The organism is Rhodothermus marinus (assembly GCF_009936275.1).
Taxonomy (GTDB): Bacteria; Bacteroidota; Rhodothermia; order Rhodothermales; family Rhodothermaceae; genus Rhodothermus; species Rhodothermus marinus_A.
In genome coordinates, this window is the sequence record NZ_AP019797.1 from 698,296 (window position 1) to 719,582 (window position 21,287).

Here is a 21,287-nt window from a genome sequence, read left to right on the forward strand (position 1 = left end):
ACCACCCGGGGCACTATATAGTACAACCTTTTCATGCAAAAGGAAAGTCCGATGCCCATGCAGATTCATGTTGAAAATCAGATTCCGCGGAGCGATGCGCTGCTCGGCCTGATCCGTGCAGAAGGCGTGCATGTCGCGACCGAGCCGGAAGGGTTGGCCGAAGCGCTGCAACAGTTGCTTGCCGGGCGGCAACAATTGCCGCCCGAGCTGGAAGCGCGCCGGCAGGCCGTGCGCGATCTGCTCCGCAACGGCCGCTACAAACCCACCGGTCGCGCCAAACCGGCCAGCGAATACCTGCTCCGGGAGGCGCAGGCTGGCGGCTTCCCCCGCATCAATGGCCCCGTGGACGTGGCCAACTATATCAGCCTGCTGCACATGCTGCCGGTGTCGCTCTGGGACCTGGACCGCGCCGCCAGCACGCGTTTTCGCTTTCGACTGGGGCGTGCCGGCGAGGCCTACGTGTTCAACACGGCCGGGCAGCAGATCGATCTGACGGACCTGATCGTCGGTTGCCGTGTGGATCCGGACTCCGGTGCAGACGAACCCATCGTCAATCCGGTCAAGGACAGCCTGGCCACCAAGACGGACGCGACGACCACGCGCGTCATGGCGTGCGTCTATGCGCCCGCCGCGGCGGTTTCTGTGGAAGCGCTGGAGGCCATCTGCCGGGACTTTGCGGACTGGCTGGCCCGCTGCGGTGATCGCGTGGAGACGGCCTGGGCCGTGTTGCCGCCGGAGCAGACCGTGACGGTATGAAACGCCTGCTACAGGGCATTCTGCTGGTGGGTTGCCTGCTGGTAGCCGCCTGCCGACAGTCGCCTGCGCCCGAGGTGGTGGCGGCCGTGCAGGCCGAGCAGGAGCCCGAGCAGGAGAGCTGGCAGGTGGACTACCGGCTTTCGCTGGAGGGACGACCCCGGGCACGCCTGCTGGCCGCCCACCTGATCCGCCAGGAATTCCCTGAAAGCACCTACGTGGTGCTTGAAGGAACGGCCGAGGAGCCGGTCCGGGGATGGCTTTTCACGCCGGAGGGAGACTCGAGCGCAACCCTCCGGGCGCAACGGGTCGTGTACTACGAAAACGCCCGCCGCTTCGAGGCCGAAGGTGAGGTGGAGGTGGTCACCCGGAAAGGGCGCCGGCTCCTGACCGATCGGCTGCGCTGGTTCGAGGATCGGCAACGGCTTTATGCGCCGGGCTTTGTGCGTCTGCTGGCGCCCGACGAGCAGGTGGAAGGGTTCGAACTGGACGCCGACGAACAGCTTACGAGCTACCGGCTGCGCCGCGTGACCGGCCGCGTCGTTATCGAAGAGGAAACGTCCGAATGAGCGCACGTCTGCTCCTGCTATTGCTGATGGGATGGGGGCTTGCCCCGGCGCTCCTGGCGCAGCCGGCCGACACGAGCCGTCGCCCGGTATCGCTCCAGGCCGATTCGCTGGTCGGAGGTGTAGATGCGGCCGGCCGGCGCTTCCGTGAGCTGATCGGACGTGTTTTTCTCCAACAGGATTCGACACGACTTTGGGCCGAGCGCGCCACGCAATGGCCCGAGGAGCGGCGCATTCGCTTCGTGGGAAACGTGCGCATCGTGGAGCGCGGCGACTCGCTCCGGGCCGACACGATCTACTACGACAGTCGCCAGAAGGTCGGGCGCGCCATCGGGCGTGTGCGGCTCTGGGATGGCACGGTAACGGTGGAGGCCCCGCTGGGCTGGTACTACACCCGGGAGAAACGGGCGGTCTTTGAAGCCGGCGTACGGCTGGCCGACAGTGCCGCCGTGCTCACCAGCCAGCGGGGCGTGTACTGGTCCGACGAAAAGCGGGCGGAATTCCATGGAAACGTGCGGCTTACAGGCGAAAACCGTTATCTGGAGGCCGACACGGTCGTCTACTTTCGCGACACCAAAGTAGCGCTGGCGCAGGGGCGTGTCTTTATCGAACAGCAGGACACGTCCGAAGACGGTACGGTCACGCGCACGCTGCTTTTTGGGCGCCAGGCCTTTAACAACGAGCAGACCGGCTACAGTCGGATGACGGGCCGGCCGCTGCTGGTGCTGTTGCGGCCGGATTCCACCGGCCGAGTCGATACGCTGCTCGTGCGGGCTGGCCAGTTGCACTTTACGCGACAGGATTCGTTGCGACGACTGGTGGCCGTCGATTCCGTGCAACTCTGGCAGCGACGGCTGGCCGCCCGCGCCGACTCGCTGGTGTACGACCGTATCGTCCGGAATGGCGAAGTGGTGTGGGAGGAAGTGCGTCTGTTCGGTGATCCGATCGCCTGGTTCGAGGAAACCCAGGTCTTCGGCGATACGCTCTGGCTGCACGGTAGCGGCGAGCGCGACACGCTCCGGGTGTTTCCGAATGCCTTTGTCGTGCAGCGCGACACGGTACTCGACCGCCTCCAGCAGCTCAAAGGGCGGCGACTGGTAGGCTATTTCGAGCAGGATTCGCTCCGCCAGCTTGTGGTCGGTCCCAACGCCGAGGCGATCTACTACCTGCGCGATCGGAACGACTCGCTCCGGGGAGCCGTGCGCGTCTCCGGCGACGAGATCACCTTCTGGTTTGCTGGCGACCGGGTGCGGCGGGTGCGGGTGCAGGGGGGCGTGCAGGGCGTGCAGTACGACCGTGACCGAATTCCGGAGCCCTTCCAGCTCGAGGGCTTTCGCTGGGTGCCGGAACTTCGGCCCGATCCGGCCGATTTGCTTCGGGAAAGCTGGATCCGGCAGCGGCTGCGCACCGCACCGGAGTGGCGGCGGCCTTCGCCGCCGGTGATGCCGGCCTCGAACCCTACCGCCTATGAACGCGCCGGAAACCACTGAGCTGCGGGCCGAAGGGCTTTTCAAGCGCTATCGCAAGCGCTTTGTCGTGCAGGACGTCAGCCTGCGGGTCCGCCAGGGCGAAATCGTGGGACTGCTCGGTCCGAACGGGGCCGGCAAGACGACCACTTTTTACATGATCGTGGGCATGGTGCGGCCCAACGCCGGCAAAATTTTCCTGGGCGACCGGGAGATCACGCACCTGCCCATGTACCGACGGGCGCGGCTGGGCGTGGGCTATCTGGCCCAGGAGGCGTCGATCTTTCGTCAGCTGACCGTCGAAGAAAATCTGGAGGCCGTGCTGGAATTCCAGCCGCTGAGCCGCGCCGAACGGCGGGCTCGGGTAGAGCAGTTACTGCAGGAATTCGGGCTGGAGCGCGTGCGTCGTTCGAAGGGCTACATGCTCTCGGGCGGGGAGCGGCGGCGGACGGAAATCGCCCGGGCGCTGGCCACCCGGCCCCGTTTTCTGCTGCTGGATGAGCCTTTCGCCGGAATCGACCCGATCGCCGTCGAAGAACTCATGGCGCTGGTGGCCGATCTGCGGGCGCGCGGCATCGGCGTGCTCATCACCGATCACAACGTGCACGAGACGCTGGCCATCACCGACCGCGCCTATCTGCTCTACGAAGGACACATCTTTCAACACGGCACCGCCGAAGAACTGGCCGCCGATCCCGAAGTGCGCCGCCGCTATCTGGGCGAAAAGTTCACGCTGGAACGCTACCGCTGAATACACTTCGGGATCGCAGTGAAGGGCTGTATTCAGCCGTTAAAGCTCAGGGACCTCGATGCCCCGCGCCTGGGCGTAGGCCTTAAGGGCCGGCACCCCGCCCTTGAACGAGTAGGCCTCGTACCCTTCGCGCTGCATGACCTCGGCCACGTAAGCTGATTGCAAGCCACGCGGGCAATAGAGCACATAGACGCGATCGCGGTCCAGGTGCCGGAACTGCTGGAGGAGCTGCCAGGGATCCATGTGAAGGGCGCCCGGATAGTGCCAGTGTTCGTAGAGTGCCTCGCTCTGGCAATCGATGACCACGGCGCCTTCCGGGATTTCTTCGATGAACAGGTAGGGGGTCACCAGCTCCGAGGCCGACAGCGCGCGCAGATCGTACACTTCGGCCGAGGCGACGGCCTGGTCGAGCACCGACAGGTCGAGCTTGGCCAGCTCGGCATCGACGGCTTCGGGACGCGTGGCCGTTACGGGCCGATCGGGGGTCAGCGCACAGTATTCGCGCACGCGTTCCGAGAGCGTGGCCGTACCGATCTGCCGGGCCAGATTGATGATCTCCTCCTTGTCATAGGTCAGCAGCGGGCGCAATACGGGCAGCGAGGTGCCCGCCTCGATGGCCTGCAGGTTTTTGAGCGTCTGTGAGGAGACCTGACCGAGCGATTCACCGGTGATGAGCGCCAGCGCTTCGGTCCGGCGGGCCACGGCCTCGCCGGCCCGGTACATCAACCGCTTGAGTACCACCTGCCAGTAGGCGGGGCGCACGTGGCGGCGCATTTCATCGACAACCGGCCCGAAGTCCACCGAGTAGAAACGGGGCCGTGTGCCGAAGCTCCAGGCGTCGGCCAGCACCTTGGCCACCTGCAGCACGGCGCGTTCGTAGGCTTTGCCGCCCAGGTTGCAGAACAGGTAATCGACGGCCACGCCACGCCGCATGGCCAGCCAGGCTGCCACGGCCGAGTCGAAGCCGCCGGAGATGAGCACCAGCGCCTGTCCCTGGCTTCCGATCGGGAGGCCACCCAGGCCTTTGATGATCGTGGTGTAGAAGTAGGCACGGTCTTCCCGCACCTCCACATACACCGTCACTTCCGGATTGGTCAGATCGACCCGCTCCGCGAAGGGGCGCAGTGCCGCGCCGAGCTCGACTTCGATGTCCCGCGAGCGGTAGGGGTGGTTGCCCCGCCGCCGGGCGCGCACGGCGAAGCGACGGCCGCGCACGCGCTCGGCAAACGCCTCGGCCCCGCGCTGCACGATCTCCTCCAGCGACGTGCCGGTGACCAGTTCGATCGGCATGATCGGTCCGATGCCCGGCACGTGGCGCAGTGCCTCGATGGCCTGAAGCGGCGCCTCCGTCTCGATCAGAAACCAGCTCCAGGAGCCCACGAAGCGAAACGGAATCTCTTGGCTGCGCAGCGCGTCTTTCAGGTTGCGCACCAGCAGTTGCTGGAAGCGCCGGCGCGTCCGGCTCGATTTGAGCGTCAGCTCCGAAGCCGGCCGCAGAAACAGCAGCGTCCGGGAACGTTCGCCGGTGGTTTGCTCGACCATGAATCTTTCTCGTTTATTTGAAATAAAGTAAATGGTCAAGGCGGCTTCAGGTTCGGCAAAAAACGCGCATAGATTTTTGAAGCGCCCGGAACTTTCGTATCTTTGCGCATGAAATCCCTCTCTCACAACGAGCAATGGCAAGGGGATATGGTTGTCGTGATGCAGCCCGGGGCCACCGAAGCCCAGATTCAAGCCGTGATCGAGCGACTGAACGCCTACGGGTTCGACGTGCACCGTTCGACCGGGGTCAACCAGACTGTGCTGGGCGCGATCGGGGTCAAGCCGGACTTTGACATTCGTCACATCAAAGTGCTCGATGGCGTGGCGGACGTTTACCGGGTGACCGAACCGTACAAGTTTGCCAGCCGTACCTGGAAGAAGACGGACACCCAGATCGAAGTCAACGGTGTGGTGATCGGCGGGCCCGAGGTGGTGGTGATGGCGGGGCCGTGCTCCGTCGAAAGCGAGGAGCAGATCATGGCGACGGCGGCGCACGTGGCCGCGCAGGGCGCGACCTTCCTGCGAGGGGGGGCCTTCAAGCCGCGCACCTCTCCTTATTCCTTCCAGGGACTCGGCGAAGTAGGGCTCAAGCTGCTGCGTGAGGCGGCCGACCGCTACGGCCTCCGGGTTATCACGGAGGTGATGGAAGTCAACCAGATTGAGCTGATCTATCCGTACACCGACATTTTCCAGGTGGGCGCCCGCAACATGCAGAACTTCGCCCTGCTCAAGGAGCTGGGCAAGGTGGACAAGCCGGTTTTCCTGAAGCGGGGCCCGGCGGCCACCATCGAAGAGTGGCTGATGAGCGCCGAGTACGTGATCGCGCACGGCAACCCGCAGGTGATCCTCTGCGAGCGCGGCATCCGTACGTTCGAGACGCAGACGCGCAACACGCTCGACCTTTCGGCCATCCCGGTGGTCAAGCAGAAGAGTCATCTGCCCATCGTGGCCGATCCCAGCCACGGGACGGGCCTGCGCGACAAGGTGATCCCGATGGCGCGGGCGGCCGTGGCGGCGGGCGCCGACGGCATCATGGTGGAGGTTCACCCGGATCCGCCTTCGGCCAAAAGCGACGGGCCACAGTCGCTCTATTTCGACCAGTTTACCGAGTTGATGCGTCAGATCCGGCTCATTGCCCAGGTGATCGGGCGGACGGTCCGTGAGCCGCTCTCGGAAACCGTCTGACGCGTTCGCGGTTGCCTTCCAGGTGTTGCCGGTCCGGTGGGGAAGAGGTCGCTTCACCGCCGGGCCGGCAAGCATTTTGCAGGGAGGGGCCGCGCGGCACCCGACCAGGTTTTTGAAACGCAAGCCTTTCTTCGCCTATGTGTGGAATTGTCGGATACATCGGCCATCGTCCGGCGGCCGAGCTGTTGCTCAACGGCCTCAAGCGTCTGGAATATCGCGGCTACGATTCGGCTGGAATCGCTGTGGTGGGCGACGGTCGGCTTCAGGTGCACAAGCAGAAAGGCAAGGTGGACGAACTGGCGGCTGCCCTGCGCGAGCGGCTGCCAGAAGGCACGCTGGGCATCGGCCACACCCGCTGGGCCACCCACGGCGAGCCCAACGACGTCAACGCGCATCCGCACGTCAGCAGCGACGGCGACTTTGCGCTGGTGCACAACGGCATTATCGAAAACTATGCGGCGCTGCGCAAACGTCTGCAGCAGAAGGGCTACGTGTTCCGGAGCGAGACCGACACGGAGGCGCTCGTGCACCTGATCGACGATGTGCGCCGCGCCACGGGCCTGCCGCTGCCGGAAGCCGTCCGCCAGGCGCTCACGCAGGTGGTAGGGACCTACGGACTGGCTATCGTATCGGCTTCCGATCCGGACCTGCTGATCGCCGCCCGGAAGGGGAGTCCGCTGATCCTGGGCATCGGTGAGGGCGAGTACTTCCTGGCCTCCGATGCCGCGCCCATCGTGGAGCACACGCGCCAGGTAGTCTACCTGAACGACGGCGAGGTGGTGATCGTGCGCCGCAGCGGCTACGAAGTGCGCACGATCGACAACGTGCTGCTCGAAAAGGAAGTCCACGAGCTGGAGTGGGACCTGGAGCAGATCGAAAAGGGCGGCTATCCCCACTTCATGCTCAAGGAGATCATGGAGCAGCCCGAGGCGCTGGAAAACTGTCTGCGCGGGCGGCTCGACCTGCAGCACAACACGGTGAAGCTGGGCGGACTCATCGATGTGATGGACCGCATCCGGGCGGCCGACCGCATCATCATCTGCGCCTGTGGCACTTCGTGGCATGCCGGACTGGTGGGCGAATATCTGATCGAAGAATTTGCCCGCATTCCCGTCGAGGTGGAGTATGCCAGCGAGTTTCGCTACCGCAATCCCGTGCTGCGGCCCAACGACGTGGTGATTGCCATCTCGCAGAGTGGCGAGACGGCCGACACGCTGGCCGCCGTGCGCGAGGCCAAACGACAGGGCGTGCTGACGCTGGGCATCTGCAACGTGGTCGGCTCAACGATCGCCCGCGAAACGGACGCCGGCGTCTACCTGCACGTCGGCCCTGAAATCGGCGTGGCCTCGACCAAAGCGTTCACGGCGCAGGTGGCCGTGCTGACCATGCTGGCGCTCAAGCTGGCCGAAGGGCGCACGCTCTCGGAAGCCGAAATGGCACAGGCGCTGCGGGCGCTGGCCGAGATTCCCGACAAGGTGCGTCAGGTGCTCACGCTCGACGAAGAGATCCGGCGCATCGCCCACGTCTACCGCTACGCGTCCAACTTCCTGTACCTCGGCCGCGGCTACAACTTCCCGGTGGCGCTCGAAGGCGCGCTGAAGCTCAAGGAGATCTCTTACATCCACGCCGAGGGCTATCCGGCCGCCGAGATGAAGCACGGGCCGATTGCGCTCATCGACCGCTTCATGCCCGTGGTCTTCATCGCCATGAAAGACCGCACCTACGATAAGGTGGTCTCCAACATCGAAGAGGTGGTGGCCCGCCAGGGATCGGTCATCGCCATCACCGACGAAGGCAACGGCGAGCTGGACAAGCTCTGCGAGTACGTCATCCGCATTCCACCGGCGCCGGACTTCCTGACGCCGCTCCTGACGGTGATTCCGCTGCAACTGCTGGCCTATCATATCGCCGTCATGCGGGGGTGCAACGTGGATCAGCCGCGCAACCTGGCCAAGAGCGTGACGGTGGAGTAGCCTACAGGCACCTACAGGCCGATCGCGGCGTTAGCAGCGGAAACGAAGCGCTGCGCTTATGATCCCGAAAGAGCCGCTGGAGGAAATCAAACGCCGTTACGAGGAAGTCACGCAGGCGCTGTCGGACCCGGAGGTGGCCGCCGATCCGAAGCGGCTGGCCGAGCTCGGACGCGAACATGCCAGCCTGCGCGCCGTCGTCGAGGCCATCGAAGCCTACGAGCGCCTGCTGGCCGAGCAGGAAAGCCTGCGCGAGCTGATCCGCACCGAGTCGGACCCGGAATTGATCCGCATGGCCCGGCATGAGCTGGAAGAACTGGAGGAGCGGTTACCGGCCGTCGAGGAAGACCTGCGGCTGCGCCTGATTCCGCAGGACGAAATGGACCGGCGCAACGCCATCGTGGAGATCCGGGCCGGCACGGGCGGCGACGAAGCGGCGCTGTTTGCCGGCGATCTGTTCCGCATGTACAGCCGCTTTGCCGAGCGAAAGGGCTGGAAGCTGGAAGTGCTCGACGCTTCGCCGGGCACGGTGGGCGGCTTCAAGGAGATCATCTTCAGCCTGAAGGGGCCGGACGTTTACGGCACCATGAAGTACGAAAGCGGGGTGCATCGCGTGCAGCGTGTGCCCGCCACGGAATCGCAGGGACGCATCCACACTTCGGCCGCCAGCGTGGTCGTGCTGCCCGAGGCCGAGGAAGTGGACGTGGAGATCCGGCCCGAAGACCTGCGCATCGACGTGTTCCGGGCCAGCGGTGCCGGTGGGCAGCACGTCAACCGCACCGAGTCGGCCGTCCGCATTACACATATCCCTACCGGCATTGTCGTCTCCTGTCAGGACGAAAAGAGTCAACATCAGAACAGAGAACGCGCCATGCGCATCCTGCGCGCGCGCCTGTATGAACTGGAGCAGGAGCGCCAGCGGGCCGAACGCGACGCGGTGCGACGGGCTTCCATCAAAACCGGTGACCGCTCGGCCAAAATCCGCACCTACAACTTCCCGCAGGACCGGGTGACCGACCACCGCCTCGAAGGTGAGCTGAAAAACTGGCCGCTGCACCGCATCATCGAAGGCGAGCTGGACGAACTGATCAACGCGCTGCGCACGGCCGAACACGCCGAGCGTCTGGCTCAGCTCAAGGCCTAATTTTCCGCAAAGAAGAACCACCCCTTTGCCTCCGGCGTTGAAGCGCCGTACCTTACGTACCTCCCTGCTCCCGTCCGTCGGCGGGGGCATGAACCGAAACCGGTAATCATTCCACAGGGAAGGGATCATGTCGGAAGTGAAGAACTTCTACGAGCTGACCTACATCATCAACGCGGCGCTCAGCGACGACCAGATCAAGGAAGTCATCCGCCGCGTCAACCAGTACATCGAAGAGCACGGCGGCGAGATCGTTGAAGTCGACGAGTGGGGCACGCGGCGCCTGGCCTATCCGATCCAGAAGCGGCGGAACGGCTACTACGTGAACATGTACTTCCGGGCGCCCGCCTCGTTGATCGCCGCCCTGGAGCGCTTCCTGGAGATCGACGAGCAGGTGCTGCGTTACCTGACGCTGCGCATGGACGCGAAGATGCTGCGTCACTACGAGCGGCGTAAGCAGCAGGCCGTCGAGGCGGCGCGGCCGCGTCCGAAAGACGTAGCGGTGGAAGAAGAGGAGGATGTCGAAGTGGAGGATGAGGAAGAAGAAGAGGAATAATCGTCGATCTTCACCAAAACGAAGCGAAATCGAGCCATGGCACGCAAGCGCGATCTGGAATACGTCGATTACAAGGACGTCGAGTTTCTGAAGCAGTTTATCAACGAGCAGGGTAAGATCCTGCCGCGTCGGATTACCGGCGTGTCGGCCAAGACGCAGCGGCAGATCGCCCGGGCCATCAAGCGGGCGCGCCACCTGGCGTTGCTGCCGTTTGTGGCCGAAGCGGTCAAGTAAGCCGCTGCCGATCTGGACGCATGACCCATAACCGCGATTTTGCCATGAAAGTACTCTTGTTGCAGGACGTAGAGAAGCTGGGTCTGGAGGGGGAGGTGGTTACCGTCAAAGACGGTTACGGACGGAACTACCTGATTCCGAAGGGCCTGGCCATCGAGGCGACGCCGAGCGTGCTCAAGGACCTGGAAGAGCGGCGCCGCCAGCAGGCGCGTAAGCTGGCCCGCCAGCGGGAAGAAGCCCAGCGCATGGCCGAGGAGCTGGCGAAGACCGAAGTGGTCATTCGCGCCAAGGTCGGCGAGGAGAACCGCATCTTCGGGACGGTTACCTCGACGCAGGTGGCCGACTATCTGGCGCAGAAAGGCTTCAGGATCGACCGGCGTCGCATCGAGATGCCCGAAGATATCCGTATGCTGGGCGTCTACACGGCCCGCGTCAAGCTCCATCCCGAAGTGGTGGCGCAGATCAAGATCCGCGTCGAGCCGGAGACGGCCGAAGGCTGACGCCCCGCAACCAGCGGCAACAATTGTTCGAGGCGTTCGTTTTCCCGACGAACGCCTTTTTTGTTGGCTTTCGGTCGAGCCATGAAGATCTGCAGGCGGTCGCGATACACAGGGCTTCTGATCTTACTCGCGCTGCTGGCGTCGCCGGCCCGGGCGCAGCGGGCGACCGAGATCGTGCAGTGGCGCGCCCGTACGCAGCCCGAGCGTGTGGCGCCGGGCGACTCGCTCTGGCTCCGCCTGGAGGCGACGATCGCCGAGGGGTGGAAGGTCTATGCGCTCGACTCGCCGCCGCCCACGCGGGGCGTCCGGGTGCGTCTCGACACGCTCCCCGACCTCCGACAGGCCGGATCGCCACGCCAGCAGACGCCGCTGGAAAGCTACGATCCTTTCTTTGAGAAAGTCGTCCGCTATTTCCTGAACCGGGCCGCGCTGGCGGTGCCGCTGGTGGTGACGGCGGACGCCACGCCCGGCACGCGCACGCTGCGTGCCCGGGTGGCGTTTATGACCTGCAACGATCGGGTCTGCCTGCCGCCCACCGAAGTGCCGGTCGAAGCGACCGTACAGATCGACCCGCAGGCCACCTCCAAGACTGCGCCGCCACGTTTCGAGCCGGCCGTGCCGCCCATCGAGCCGGAGGCTGCACCGCCGACGTCCGACGAGACCCCGGCTTTGACCGACGCCGCCGCGCAGGACCTGGTGCGGGCCCGTTCGGGCGGCCTCTGGGGCTTTTTGCTGCTGGCCGTAGGCGCCGGACTGGCCGCGCTGCTCACGCCCTGCGTCTTTCCCATGATTCCGCTGACCGTCTCGTTCTTCACGCGGCAGAGCGGCAGCCGCGCACAGGCCGTCCGCATGGCGCTCGTCTACGGTCTGGCCATCGTCGTGACCTTCACGGGACTGGGCGTGCTGACGGCCCTGCTCGTGGGCGCTTCCGGTGCACAGACCATCGCGGCCAATCCCTGGGTCAACCTGTTCATCGGGCTGGTTTTCATCCTGTTTGCGCTGTCGTTGCTCGGACTCTACGAGCTGCGCCTGCCCTCCGGGCTCGTCAACTACTTCAACCGCCAGAGCCAGACGCACGGCGGCTACCTGGGCGTGCTCTTCATGGGGCTGACGCTCACGCTCGTATCGTTTTCCTGCACGGCCCCCTTTGTCGGCGGACTGCTGGCCGCTACGGCGCTGGGCGAGTGGGGCTATCCTGTGCTGGGCATGGTGGCCTTCAGCCTGACGTTCGCGACGCCGTTCGTGCTGTTTGCGCTGTTTCCGCGGGCGCTCGAAGCGCTGCCGCGATCGGGCGCCTGGATGCAGACGATCAAGGTGGTGCTGGGCTTCGTGGAGCTGGCCGCCGCGCTGAAGTTTCTCTCGAACGCCGATCTGGTCTGGGGCTGGGGGCTGCTTTCCCGGCCGCTGGTGATCGCGCTGGTCTCGGTGCTGTTTTTCCTGACGGGCCTGTACCTGATCGGCAAGTTGCGACTGCCCCATGAGCCGCCCGTCGAGACCGTGGGCGTCGGGCGTCTACTGGTGGCCGTGCTGTTCTTCGGCCTGTCGCTCTACATGCTGCCCGGACTGCTGGGCGCGCCGCTGGGGAACCTGGACGCCTACCTGCCGCCGCGCCGTGCCACCGATGTGGGGCTGGTGGCGCTGCTTCAGGGAAGCGGAAACGGCGAAAATGGGGCAGAGATGAGCTGGCACGAAGACCCGGACGCCGCCTTTGCGGAAGCGCAGGCGACGGGCCGACCTGTGTTCATCGACTTTACAGGCTACACCTGCACGAATTGTCGCCAGATGGAGGCCACCGTCTTCCCGCATCCGGAAGTCGCAAAGCGGCTGCAGAACGACTTCGTGCGGCTCCGGCTCTATACCGACGATGCTTCGGTGGGGCCGGAGTGGCAGCGGTATCAGCTCCAGTTGACCGGTACGGTGGCTTTGCCGACCTACGCGATCGTGGCGCCGGAAGGCGGGCCGTTGCTGGCTCGACACACCGGGATGGCTTCGGTGGAAGAATTTTTGGCGTTTCTGGAAGAAGGAACCCGGGTTTTTCAGCAACGGCTGGCCCGGCAGCAACGCACGCAGACCGCCGAACCCACCGCCGCCCTGCGTTGACGTAGCATCATGACACGTCCCGCCACGACGCCAACCACGCGACGGGCCTTCTGGCTGATCGTGCTGTTCGGGCTGGTCAGCCTGCTGGCTGATCTCACCTACGAGAGCGCCCGGAGCCTGATCGGTCCCTACCTGGGCTGGCTGGGCGCCTCGGCCACGGCGGTGGGCGTGGTGGCCGGTGCAGGTGAGCTGGTGGGCTACGGGCTGCGGCTTGTCAGCGGCTATCTGAGCGACCGGACGCGCCGCTACTGGACGCTTACGCTGCTGGGCTATGCGGTGAACCTGCTGGCCGTGCCGGCGCTGGCGCTGGTCGGTCGCTGGGAGGTGGCGGCCGCGCTGATCATTGCCGAACGCGCCGGCAAGGCGCTGCGCACCCCGGCGCGCGACGTGCTGCTCTCGCACGCCACAGCCCAGATAGGCCACGGCCGGGGATTCGGACTGCACGAAGCGCTCGATCAGATCGGGGCCGTGGCCGGACCGCTCCTGATGGCCGGTGTGCTGCTGCAGGGCGGCGACTACCGGACGGCCTTCGCGCTGCTGCTGGTGCCGGCGCTGCTCGCGCTGGGACTGCTCGGCGTGGCCCGGCTACGCTACCCGCGACCGCAGGAGCTGGAAGCAACCCCCACGGTGGCTCCGGCGGATCGGACGTTTCCACGCACGTTCTGGATCTACCTGATCGGAGCCGGCCTGCTGGCCGCCGGATACGCAGACTTTCCGCTGATCGCCTATCACTTCCGGGAGGCCGGCGTATTGCCCGAAGCCTGGATTCCCCTGAGCTATGCGCTGGCGATGGGCGTCGATGCAGGAGCGGCCCTGCTGCTGGGGCGCTGGTTCGACCGCTTCGGCCCGATCACGCTGGCGCTGGCCGTGGCGCTGACGTCCGCCTTCGCACCGCTGGTGTTTCTGGGAGGCGCGGCGGCCGCCTGGACGGGTATGGCGCTCTGGGGCGTGGGCATGGGCGCGCAGGAGTCCATCCTGCGGGCCACGCTGGCCCGGATGATCGCGCCGGAACGGCGGGGTACCGCCTTCGGACTGTTTCACGCGGTCTTCGGCGTGTGCTGGTTTGCGGGGAGCGCGCTGCTGGGCGTGCTCTACGACATCTCGATTCCGGCGCTGGTCGGGGTGGCCGTGACGCTGCAGGTGCTGGCCGCGCTGGTTCTGGGCTGGATGAGTCGTCAGCCGAAGCGATAGTGGCTGCGGCGCAGCAGCATCAGAAAGAACGGCACGCCACAGAGGGCGGTGACGACGCCCACCGGTAGTTCGGTGCCGGGAAGCAGCAGGCGGGCGACCAGATCGGCCCAGATCAGAAAGGCGGCGCCCAGCAGGAAGCTCAGCGGCACCACCCGCCGGTGCGGCACGCCCGTCAGGGCGCGGACGGCATGCGGAATGATCAGCCCGACGAAGCCGATCGTTCCGGAAAACGCCACGAGCGTACCGGTGACCAGTGCCGAGATCAGGATCAGCAGGCGTTTGGCCAGTTCGACAGGGATGCCGAGCTGGGCGGCCGGCTCCTCGCCCAGCAGCAGCAGGTCCATAGGCCGCGTGAGCGCCAGCATGCCGAGCAGCCCCAGCAGCGTGGCCAGAGCGGGCAACGGTAGCAGCGACCAGCGGGCCCCGCTGAACGAACCCATCAGCCAGAACAGTACGGCGCGGAGCTTGTCGGGACTGGGCGAGGCGAACGTGACGAACGACGTGATCGAAGCCATGAGCGCCGAGATCGCCACGCCGCCCAGCAGCAGCCGTGTGACCGAAAGCACACCGTTCTGTCGCGCCACGAGATAGACGAGCGTCAGCGCCAGCAGGGCGCCCAGAAAAGCCGCCAGCGGCATCGAGAGCGTGCGCGACAGCAGCGGTGGGAGAAAGCCCAGGTAGAACAGCGAAGCGCCGGCACTGGCCCCGCTCGAAAGCCCCAGAATGTAGGGCTCGGCCAGCGGGTTGCGCACCAGCGTCTGCATGGCCACGCCCACGATGGCCAGCCCGCCACCGGTCAGCAGGGCCATCAGCACGCGGGGCAGCCGGAGTTGCCAGACGATCCGTTCGGCCACCGGATCGACCGCCGCGCCGGTCATGCGTCCGAGCAGCACGCGCACCACCACGTCCGGCGCCAGCGAGACGCTTCCGAGCGCAACCCCGGCCACCACCGAGGCGAGCAGTAGCCCGAGCAGCCAGCAGCTCAGCGTGAGCGGACGCAGCCTCATGGCGACAGCTTGCGGGCCAGCTCCGGGTGCAGGCAGTGCAGCAGGGCCTCCAGACCGGCCACCAGGCGCGGACCGGGCCGCAGGATCAGCGAGGGTTCGACGCCACAGATGCGCCGGTTGCGAACGGCCGGCAGCAGGTCCCAGGACGGGTGGTGCCGGAGCAGCCGGGCCGGGTCATAGTCGGCGCCGGCCGTCACGACGATCACCTCGGGCTGAAGCTGCAGCACCAGCTCGTCGCTCAGCACCGGGGCCGGATTGGACAGCGAGTCCGTCAGGCTTTTGCCTCCGGCCCGCGCCACCAGGTCGTGTACGTAGCTACCCTGACCGAAGGCGTAGAGCGTTTCGTCACTGATCAGCACCAGCACGGTGGGGCGGTGGCGCAGCGTATCGACGGCCGCCGCCAGCTTCGCCAGACGTGCCCGTAGCGAATCGACGGTGCGACGGGCGGCTGCTTCGGTGCCCAGCAATTTTCCGGTGGTCAGGATCGCTTCCAGCACGTCCTCCAGCGAATGGTATGAGAAGAAATACACGGGAAGACCGAGCGCCTCGAAGGTGGCCGCATCGCGCGGATTGTTCACCTGATCGGTGGCCAGCACCAGGTCCGGTTGCAGGGCGACGATCGCCTCGAAGTTGACCGGCAGCGCACCGAAGCGCGGCAACGTATCGACGGCCGGCGGATAATCGTCGGCCGTGGTGACGCCCACCAGCTTGGGCCCGGCCCCGGCGGCAAAGACAATCTCGGTCAGGCTCGGTGCCAGCGTCACGACGCGCTCCGGCACGTGCGGCAGTGTGATCGTGCGGCCCAGATCGTCGGTAACCGTCAGCGCACCGCTGGCAGGCCCGGACGCCTGCTGGCAGGCGCCGAGCCCCAGCAACAACAGCAGCAGGAGCAACCGGACAGGCTTCATCTTTTTGAAGGCTGGCGTGCAGGTCATCTAAAATAGAGACGGCTCGTGAAAACAGCCCGAATTCCCGGAGAGTTTCGTTTTTACTTTGCATCGAAGAAGCACACACCGAATGCCCCTTCTTTTTTACAAAACGAAGTAAAATCCGAAGAAAGCGGAAAAAGGCACGTTCAGGGGCAGCCGCAAATTTTCCGAACGGAATCGCTTGAGTTCGAAACTACTCGGCCGATACTAAAGAGGAGCTCGGCAAAAGCAAGTAGAGGCGACGGAATTTACCAATCTACACCCCCCGCGCTATGTCGAAGGCCTGTGTGTTTGTGGTGGATGACGAGCCCAAGCTGGGCGAGCTGTTTGCCAACGTGCTCCGGCGGGACGGTTACGAGGTGCATGCCTTCGTGCATCCCCAGGCAATGCTGGAAGCCATCGAAGACGGGCAGCAGCCCGACGTGGTGCTGGCCGATCTGATGATGCCGGAGATCAACGGCATCGAATTGCTGGAACGGCTTCGCAAACGTCGGCTTCACGTGCCGGTCATTATCATGACGGCGCATTCGTCGGTGCAGACGGCCGTCGAGGCCATGCGCCGGGGTGCCTTTCACTATCTGCAGAAGCCGGTCAATCTGGAAGAAATGCGCATGCTGCTCAAGAAGGCCATCGGCCGGAATGAGCGCACGTCGGTTTCACAGCCCTCGCCGCAGGGGGAAGCGGCCGCCTATCCGATCGAAGGCATTCTGGGCGACAGCGAGCCGATTCGTCGGGTGCGCCAGACCATCGAGATGCTCCGGGACGTGCCGGGTACGATCGTACTGATCCGGGGCGAAACCGGCACCGGCAAAAACCTGGTGGCCCGCACCATTCACGCCAACTCCTGCTACAGCAGCGGGCGTTTTGTGGAGATCAACTGTGCGGCGCTGCCCGACAACCTGCTGGAGGCCGAACTGTTCGGCTATGAAAAAGGCGCCTTCACCGATGCACGCACCTCCAAGCCGGGTCTGCTCGAAGTGGCCGACGGGGGGACCGTCTTTCTGGACGAGATCGACTCGATGAGTCTGGCGCTGCAGGCCAAATTGCTTTCGTTTCTGGAAAGCCGGACGTTCCGGCGTCTGGGCGGTATCGACGACATTCAGGTCAACGTGCGTATTCTGTGCGCCACCAACGTCAACCTGGAGCAGCTGGTGGCCGAGCGGAAGTTCCGGCAGGACCTCTTCTACCGGATCAACGTGGTCAATATCTACCTGCCGGCGCTGCGGGAGATGGGCCGCGACGTGCTTCTGATCGCCCGGCATTTCATCGAGCAGTTCAACAGAGAACTGGGCCGGCAGGTGAAGGGCCTGACGCCCGAAGCGGAAAAGAAGCTGCTGGACTATCACTGGCCCGGCAACGTGCGTGAGCTGCGCAACGTGCTCGAACGGGCCATGATTTTCAACAGAAAGGAGTGGATCGACGCCGACGATCTGCACCTGCTGCCTGCTACTGCGTCTTCCAACGGAGTGGCCCTGCCGCCTTCCAACGGTGTGTTCTACTTCCCCAGCGGGAGCACGCTGGAAGAGCTGGAAAAAGCCTATATCCTGCACACGCTCAAGCACTACAAGGCCAGCTTCACCGAAGCCGCCCGCATGCTGGGCATTTCCAAAAAGACGCTCTGGGAGAAGCGCAAACGCTACAATCTGGATCGCGAGCTGGCGCGCTCCTGAGGCACAAACGCTGAGCAGCGGCGTTGGCGATGCCAAATGTTCGGGCATGGATCGATGGGCGACGCGCTGCTCTGGATCGTCCTGGGTCTGGGAGGGCTCTATCTCGGGGCGGAGGGGCTGGTGCGGGGAAGTGCGGCACTGGCCCTTCGGCTGGGCGTCTCGCCGCTGGTCATCGGGCTGACGATCGTGGCCTGGGGGACCAGTAGTCCGGAAATTGTCGTGAGTGTGCAGGCCGCGCTGAGGGGAAGTGCGGATGTGGCTGTGGGCAATGTGGTGGGGTCCAACATCTGCAACATTGCACTGATTCTCGGTCTGGCGTCGGTCTTGCAGCCGCTCAGGGTACAGGCGCGTCTGCTCCGGCTGGACGTACCGCTGCTGATCGGGGTTTCGCTGCTGAGCGGAGGGCTGCTGTGGGATGGGCGGCTGGGATGGCAGGGCGGGGTGTTGTTGCTGGGACTGCTGGGTTGTTACACGGGGCTCAACTTCTACCTGAGTCGCAAAGAAAGCCCGGAACTGTTGCAGGAGGGGACCGCCACCCTGCCGCATCCGTTGCGTCATCCGTGGATCGAAGGTGCGATCGTTGTGCTCGGACTGGGGTTACTGGTGGTGGGCGGGCACTGGTTTCTGGAAGGAGCGGTAACGCTCGCTCGCTGGCTGGGATTGTCGGAGGCCTTTATTGGCTTGAGCGTGGTGGCGGTGGGTACGAGCTTGCCGGAACTGGCTACCTCGGTGGTGGCCGCGCTGCGCCGCGAAGCCGATATTGCCGTGGGGAATGTGGTGGGTTCCAATCTGTTCAATCTACTGGCCATTCTGGGACTTTCGGCCGTGGTGCGTCCGCTGCAGACCACGGACGTGCAGCATCTGGACCTGCTGGTCATGAACGCACTGACCTGGGTCCTGCTGCCGCTGATGTGGAGTGGCCACCGCATCCATCGAGGTGAAGGCCTGTTGTTGCTGGGTCTGTACGGCGCCTATCTGTTGGGGCGGGCAGCGCTTTAAGCCACTTTTAATCGATCCAAGCTCCACTTTTAATCGCACATAGAAAGAAGCGGCGGCCGACCTGGCGTATAAAGCGCCGCGTTTGGATGATGGCGGTTGGCGTCATCGTCGGCGTAAGGCTCACCCGATAAACCAACCAGGAGGCAGCGTATGAAGACGCGTTGGACATGGGGCGGACTGCTGGCTATCGGCCTGTTATGGGCGGGCTGTGCCAGTGCCCCGAACGAACAACTTGAAGCGGCGCAGCGTGCGCTTCAGGCCGCAGACAGTGCCGAAGCGGACGTTTATGTGGCCGATCTCTACCGGGCTGCGCAGGATTCACTGGCTGCGGCCCAGGCCGAAATTGAGGCGCAGAATGCCCGCTTCGCACTGGCCCGGGACTACAAGCGGGCCGAGCAACTCCTGCAGTTTGTAACGGAGACGGCGCAGCAGGCGACCCAGCAGGTCGCCGAACGCAAGGAGGCGCTCCGGGCAGAGACCGAGGCGCTCATTGCCGAGGCGCGTCAGGCGCTGATGCAGACGCATGAGCTGCTGGGACGGGCGCCGCGTGGCAAAGAGGGCGCCATCGCGCTGGTGTCGATCCGGGAAGATGCCACCAGCGTGGAAGGCCTGCTGAACGAAGCCGCGGCGGCGCTGGAGCGCGGTGACGTTTTCCAGGCGCATCAGCTGGCGCAGCAAGCCCGCGATCGTGCCGCCGGCCTGGTCAACGAACTGAATGAGGCCATTGCCAAGACGCGTCCGGGACAGGGAAGCTGACGTGTCGGATCGCCGGTCATGGCGGAAGGCCTCCGGTGCTTCCCATCGGATGGGAAGGCCGGAGGCCTTCCGCACATCTGGACGTCGCTGGGGGTATCGGCTGGGCCTGATCGGTCTGTTTCTGATGCCGCTGGCCGGCCTGACGTATGGCTACTTTGCCCTGCGCCAGAGCCCTCGAACGGCGGTCGAAGCTGCGCAGCAAGCGCTGGCGCAGGCGCGCGCCGTAGCCGCCGAGCAGTATGCGCCCACGCACTGGCGAAAGGCCGAGCAGGTCTGGGAGGAGGTGCTCCGGCGGTGGCGGCTTGCCAACCAGCGCTGGTGGAGCCTCCCGGACGACTATGCGCAGATAACCGCGCTGGCCCGGCAGGCGCAGCACGAGGCGATCGTGGCCGCCGCACAGGCCGCGCAGGTGCGCGACTCGCTCCACCGGGAAAGTCGTCAGATGCTGGCGGCCCTTGCACCGCGTCTGGATTCGCTACAGCGGTGGCTGCGGCTGCTGCCGTATCGCCCGGCCTGGCTCCAGCAGCTACAGGTCGCGCAACAGCAATATCAGGCGGCCCAGTATGCCTTTGAGCAACAGGCGCTCTGGGAGGCCGCCCGAAAGGCCCGGCAGGCCCACCTGCAAACGCTGGCCCTGACGCAACAGGTAAGCGATTATGTGCGCGATTACCTGGCCCAGGTACCGCGCTGGCGGCAATGGGTGGCCGAAGCCCGCGCCGAAGCCCGACGCCAGAACCAGTGGCTGATTGTCGTGGACAAAATGGCCCGACGATGCCTGGTCTATCGGGGCGACCGACAGGTGGCCGTCTTTCCCATAGAGCTCGGGCCCAACTGGATGGGCTCCAAACACTACGCAGGCGATCGGGCCACGCCCGAGGGACGTTATCGCGTGGTGCGCAAGCTGGGGCCGGGCGAAACCCGGTACTACCGGGCGCTCCTTCTGGATTATCCCAATGCCGAGGATCGGGCACGTTTTGCCCGAGCCCGGCGGGAAGGATTGCTGCCTCCCGGGGCAAAAATCGGGGGCCTGATTGAAATCCATGGCGAAGGGGGGCGCGGGGCCGACTGGACGGAAGGCTGCGTGGCCCTGCACAATCAGGACATGCGTCGCCTCTATGAAATGATTCCGGTGGGTACACCGGTCGTGATCGTCGGCACACTGGATCCGCCGTCGTGGGTCCAACAAATGATTGCGGTGCATGCACGATGAACATTGCGCGGATGGCAAGATGGGGCGGGTGGATGGCCGGCCTTCTGCTGTCGCTGGGATGCGTCGGCATGGCGCCGGTGCTGCGCAGCGCATTGCTATCGCTCGAGACCGCGCCGGTCTATGCCGAGGCGGCTTCGGTCGATGAGGCTACGCTCCGGCGAAGCATTGCGCGTCTGGAACGACGACTGGCAGCCCGGCGTCCCGCTGGCGCCTATCTGGTCGTCAGTACTACGGAAAACCACTTCTGGCTCTACGTGGGAGGGCGGCTGATTCGAGAAGGCCGCTGCTCGACCGGCAGTTATGTGTACCTGAAAGGAAGTGGGGGACGCAGCTGGCTTTTTCAAACGCCCCGTGGTCAGTTTTTCGTGCAGTCCAAAATCGTCAATCCCGTCTGGCATAAGCCGGACTGGGCCTTTGTCGAAGAAGGCAAACCCATTCCGCCGCCTGGTTCTCCCGAGCGGTACGAGTACGGGGTGCTCGGGCGGTATGCACTGGCCATTGGCAACGGATACCTGATCCACGGGACCCTGTATCAGCGCCTGCTGGGACTTCCGGTAACCCACGGATGTGTGCGCCTGGGCGATGCCGATCTGGAAGTTGTTTATCGAACGCTTCCCCTGGGCGCACCCGTGTACATCTACTGATATGGGATCGATGATTTACCGGTGCATGATGGCACAACCCTCTGTGCACCGGACATAATCCAGTGTGATGGGACGGACACAGTGGTCCGCCCCTACGGGATAAGGAAAACATCAATA

Annotated in this window: 20 protein-coding genes; 17 read left to right on the top strand and 3 right to left on the bottom strand. The window is 64.9% G+C overall.

The window, feature by feature from the left end:
• Positions 1-51 precede the first annotated feature (51 nt).
• Genes GYH26_RS03115 through lptB form a run of 4 tightly spaced genes read left to right on the top strand, consistent with a single transcriptional unit; the run spans position 52 to position 3,536 of the window.
• Positions 52-756: a phenylalanine--tRNA ligase beta subunit-related protein gene (locus GYH26_RS03115; protein ID WP_242006568.1), complete on the top strand. Its 705-nt coding sequence runs from the start codon at positions 52-54 to the stop codon at positions 754-756.
• Positions 753-1,322, top strand: a complete 570-nt coding sequence (lptC, locus tag GYH26_RS03120) for an LPS export ABC transporter periplasmic protein LptC (protein ID WP_161540455.1) — start codon at positions 753-755, stop codon at positions 1,320-1,322. Before GYH26_RS03115 ends, lptC begins: the two co-directional genes overlap by 4 nt.
• The gene (locus GYH26_RS03125) at positions 1,319-2,809 is read left to right on the top strand and encodes an LptA/OstA family protein (RefSeq protein ID WP_161540456.1); all 1,491 of its coding nucleotides are present in this window, start codon (positions 1,319-1,321) and stop codon (positions 2,807-2,809) included. Before lptC ends, GYH26_RS03125 begins: the two co-directional genes overlap by 4 nt.
• Positions 2,787-3,536 carry an LPS export ABC transporter ATP-binding protein gene (gene lptB / locus GYH26_RS03130; protein WP_012843107.1) on the top strand — a complete coding sequence of 250 codons (750 nt, stop codon included), beginning with the start codon at positions 2,787-2,789 and terminating at the stop codon, positions 3,534-3,536. The genes GYH26_RS03125 and lptB overlap by 23 nt, the downstream gene beginning before the upstream one ends.
• Before the next feature lie 39 nt (positions 3,537-3,575).
• Here lptB and thiI read toward each other — a convergent pair whose 3' ends face one another.
• Positions 3,576-5,078 carry a tRNA uracil 4-sulfurtransferase ThiI gene (gene thiI / locus GYH26_RS03135; protein WP_161540457.1) on the bottom strand — a complete coding sequence of 501 codons (1,503 nt, stop codon included), beginning with the start codon at positions 5,076-5,078 and terminating at the stop codon, positions 3,576-3,578.
• 147 nt (positions 5,079-5,225) lie between these two features.
• On the opposite strand from thiI, the gene aroF reads away from it, so the two are divergent.
• From aroF to GYH26_RS03175, 8 genes are all read left to right on the top strand, one after another.
• Positions 5,226-6,263 (top strand): 3-deoxy-7-phosphoheptulonate synthase, encoded by a 1,038-nt coding sequence (gene aroF, locus GYH26_RS03140; protein WP_161540458.1) that lies wholly within the window; start codon positions 5,226-5,228, stop codon positions 6,261-6,263.
• A 137-nt stretch (positions 6,264-6,400) separates the two neighbouring features.
• Positions 6,401-8,236 (top strand): glutamine--fructose-6-phosphate transaminase (isomerizing), encoded by a 1,836-nt coding sequence (gene glmS, locus GYH26_RS03145; RefSeq protein ID WP_161540459.1) that lies wholly within the window; start codon positions 6,401-6,403, stop codon positions 8,234-8,236.
• A gap of 58 nt (positions 8,237-8,294) precedes the next feature.
• Positions 8,295-9,377 carry a peptide chain release factor 1 gene (prfA, locus tag GYH26_RS03150; protein WP_161540460.1) on the top strand — a complete coding sequence of 361 codons (1,083 nt, stop codon included), beginning with the start codon at positions 8,295-8,297 and terminating at the stop codon, positions 9,375-9,377.
• Positions 9,378-9,504: 127 nt separating this feature from the next.
• A complete protein-coding gene (rpsF, locus tag GYH26_RS03155) occupies positions 9,505-9,930 on the top strand; it encodes a 30S ribosomal protein S6 (RefSeq protein ID WP_161540461.1) in 426 nt (141 codons plus the stop codon).
• 36 nt (positions 9,931-9,966) lie between these two features.
• Positions 9,967-10,164 carry a 30S ribosomal protein S18 gene (gene rpsR / locus GYH26_RS03160; RefSeq protein WP_012843113.1) on the top strand — a complete coding sequence of 66 codons (198 nt, stop codon included), beginning with the start codon at positions 9,967-9,969 and terminating at the stop codon, positions 10,162-10,164.
• Positions 10,165-10,208: 44 nt separating this feature from the next.
• A complete protein-coding gene (rplI, locus tag GYH26_RS03165) occupies positions 10,209-10,664 on the top strand; it encodes a 50S ribosomal protein L9 (protein ID WP_054684070.1) in 456 nt (151 codons plus the stop codon).
• 81 nt (positions 10,665-10,745) lie between these two features.
• The gene (locus tag GYH26_RS03170) at positions 10,746-12,764 is read left to right on the top strand and encodes a protein-disulfide reductase DsbD family protein (protein WP_161540462.1); all 2,019 of its coding nucleotides are present in this window, start codon (positions 10,746-10,748) and stop codon (positions 12,762-12,764) included.
• A gap of 9 nt (positions 12,765-12,773) precedes the next feature.
• Positions 12,774-13,955: an MFS transporter gene (locus GYH26_RS03175; RefSeq protein ID WP_161540463.1), complete on the top strand. Its 1,182-nt coding sequence runs from the start codon at positions 12,774-12,776 to the stop codon at positions 13,953-13,955.
• On the opposite strand, the gene GYH26_RS03180 is transcribed toward GYH26_RS03175, so the two are convergent.
• Together GYH26_RS03180 and GYH26_RS03185 are read right to left on the bottom strand one after the other, a co-directional pair.
• Positions 13,940-14,962: a FecCD family ABC transporter permease gene (locus GYH26_RS03180; RefSeq protein WP_161540464.1), complete on the bottom strand. Its 1,023-nt coding sequence runs from the start codon at positions 14,960-14,962 to the stop codon at positions 13,940-13,942. The genes GYH26_RS03175 and GYH26_RS03180 overlap by 16 nt on opposite strands.
• Entirely contained in the window at positions 14,959-15,897 is a 939-nt protein-coding gene (locus tag GYH26_RS03185) for an ABC transporter substrate-binding protein (RefSeq protein ID WP_242006569.1), read from the bottom strand. Before GYH26_RS03185 ends, GYH26_RS03180 begins: the two co-directional genes overlap by 4 nt.
• Positions 15,898-16,163: 266 nt before the next feature.
• Here GYH26_RS03185 and GYH26_RS03190 point away from each other — a divergent pair, with 266 nt between their 5' ends.
• The 5 genes from GYH26_RS03190 (at position 16,164) to GYH26_RS03210 (ending at position 21,170) form a co-directional block, all read left to right on the top strand.
• A complete protein-coding gene (locus GYH26_RS03190) occupies positions 16,164-17,561 on the top strand; it encodes a sigma-54-dependent transcriptional regulator (protein ID WP_161540465.1) in 1,398 nt (465 codons plus the stop codon).
• 54 nt (positions 17,562-17,615) lie between these two features.
• Complete coding sequence (locus tag GYH26_RS03195) at positions 17,616-18,560, top strand: calcium/sodium antiporter (RefSeq protein ID WP_012843120.1); 945 nt, start codon at positions 17,616-17,618, stop codon at positions 18,558-18,560.
• Between the two features lie 150 nt (positions 18,561-18,710).
• Entirely contained in the window at positions 18,711-19,316 is a 606-nt protein-coding gene (locus GYH26_RS03200; protein ID WP_014066283.1) for a DUF4398 domain-containing protein, read from the top strand.
• Positions 19,317-19,365: 49 nt separating this feature from the next.
• Positions 19,366-20,526, top strand: a complete 1,161-nt coding sequence (locus GYH26_RS03205; protein WP_161540466.1) for a L,D-transpeptidase family protein — start codon at positions 19,366-19,368, stop codon at positions 20,524-20,526.
• A gap of 32 nt (positions 20,527-20,558) precedes the next feature.
• A complete protein-coding gene (locus GYH26_RS03210) occupies positions 20,559-21,170 on the top strand; it encodes a L,D-transpeptidase (protein WP_242006571.1) in 612 nt (203 codons plus the stop codon).
• Positions 21,171-21,287 lie beyond the last annotated feature (117 nt).

Bases quoted from the DNA above. Each gene is read 5' to 3' on its own strand.
- GYH26_RS03115 (WP_242006568.1), top strand. From the start codon at position 52: ATGCCCATGCAGATTCATGTTGAAAATCAGATTCCGCGGAGCGATGCG.
- lptC (WP_161540455.1), top strand. From the start codon at position 753: ATGAAACGCCTGCTACAGGGCATTCTGCTGGTGGGTTGCCTGCTGGTA.
- GYH26_RS03125 (WP_161540456.1), top strand. From the start codon at position 1,319: ATGAGCGCACGTCTGCTCCTGCTATTGCTGATGGGATGGGGGCTTGCC.
- lptB (WP_012843107.1), top strand. From the start codon at position 2,787: ATGAACGCGCCGGAAACCACTGAGCTGCGGGCCGAAGGGCTTTTCAAG.
- thiI (WP_161540457.1), bottom strand. From the start codon at position 5,078: ATGGTCGAGCAAACCACCGGCGAACGTTCCCGGACGCTGCTGTTTCTG.
- aroF (WP_161540458.1), top strand. From the start codon at position 5,226: ATGGTTGTCGTGATGCAGCCCGGGGCCACCGAAGCCCAGATTCAAGCC.
- glmS (WP_161540459.1), top strand. From the start codon at position 6,401: ATGTGTGGAATTGTCGGATACATCGGCCATCGTCCGGCGGCCGAGCTG.
- prfA (WP_161540460.1), top strand. From the start codon at position 8,295: ATGATCCCGAAAGAGCCGCTGGAGGAAATCAAACGCCGTTACGAGGAA.
- rpsF (WP_161540461.1), top strand. From the start codon at position 9,505: ATGTCGGAAGTGAAGAACTTCTACGAGCTGACCTACATCATCAACGCG.
- rpsR (WP_012843113.1), top strand. From the start codon at position 9,967: ATGGCACGCAAGCGCGATCTGGAATACGTCGATTACAAGGACGTCGAG.
- rplI (WP_054684070.1), top strand. From the start codon at position 10,209: ATGAAAGTACTCTTGTTGCAGGACGTAGAGAAGCTGGGTCTGGAGGGG.
- GYH26_RS03170 (WP_161540462.1), top strand. From the start codon at position 10,746: ATGAAGATCTGCAGGCGGTCGCGATACACAGGGCTTCTGATCTTACTC.
- GYH26_RS03175 (WP_161540463.1), top strand. From the start codon at position 12,774: ATGACACGTCCCGCCACGACGCCAACCACGCGACGGGCCTTCTGGCTG.
- GYH26_RS03180 (WP_161540464.1), bottom strand. From the start codon at position 14,962: ATGAGGCTGCGTCCGCTCACGCTGAGCTGCTGGCTGCTCGGGCTACTG.
- GYH26_RS03185 (WP_242006569.1), bottom strand. From the start codon at position 15,897: ATGACCTGCACGCCAGCCTTCAAAAAGATGAAGCCTGTCCGGTTGCTC.
- GYH26_RS03190 (WP_161540465.1), top strand. From the start codon at position 16,164: ATGTCGAAGGCCTGTGTGTTTGTGGTGGATGACGAGCCCAAGCTGGGC.
- GYH26_RS03195 (WP_012843120.1), top strand. From the start codon at position 17,616: ATGGGCGACGCGCTGCTCTGGATCGTCCTGGGTCTGGGAGGGCTCTAT.
- GYH26_RS03200 (WP_014066283.1), top strand. From the start codon at position 18,711: ATGAAGACGCGTTGGACATGGGGCGGACTGCTGGCTATCGGCCTGTTA.
- GYH26_RS03205 (WP_161540466.1), top strand. From the start codon at position 19,366: ATGGGAAGGCCGGAGGCCTTCCGCACATCTGGACGTCGCTGGGGGTAT.
- GYH26_RS03210 (WP_242006571.1), top strand. From the start codon at position 20,559: ATGGCCGGCCTTCTGCTGTCGCTGGGATGCGTCGGCATGGCGCCGGTG.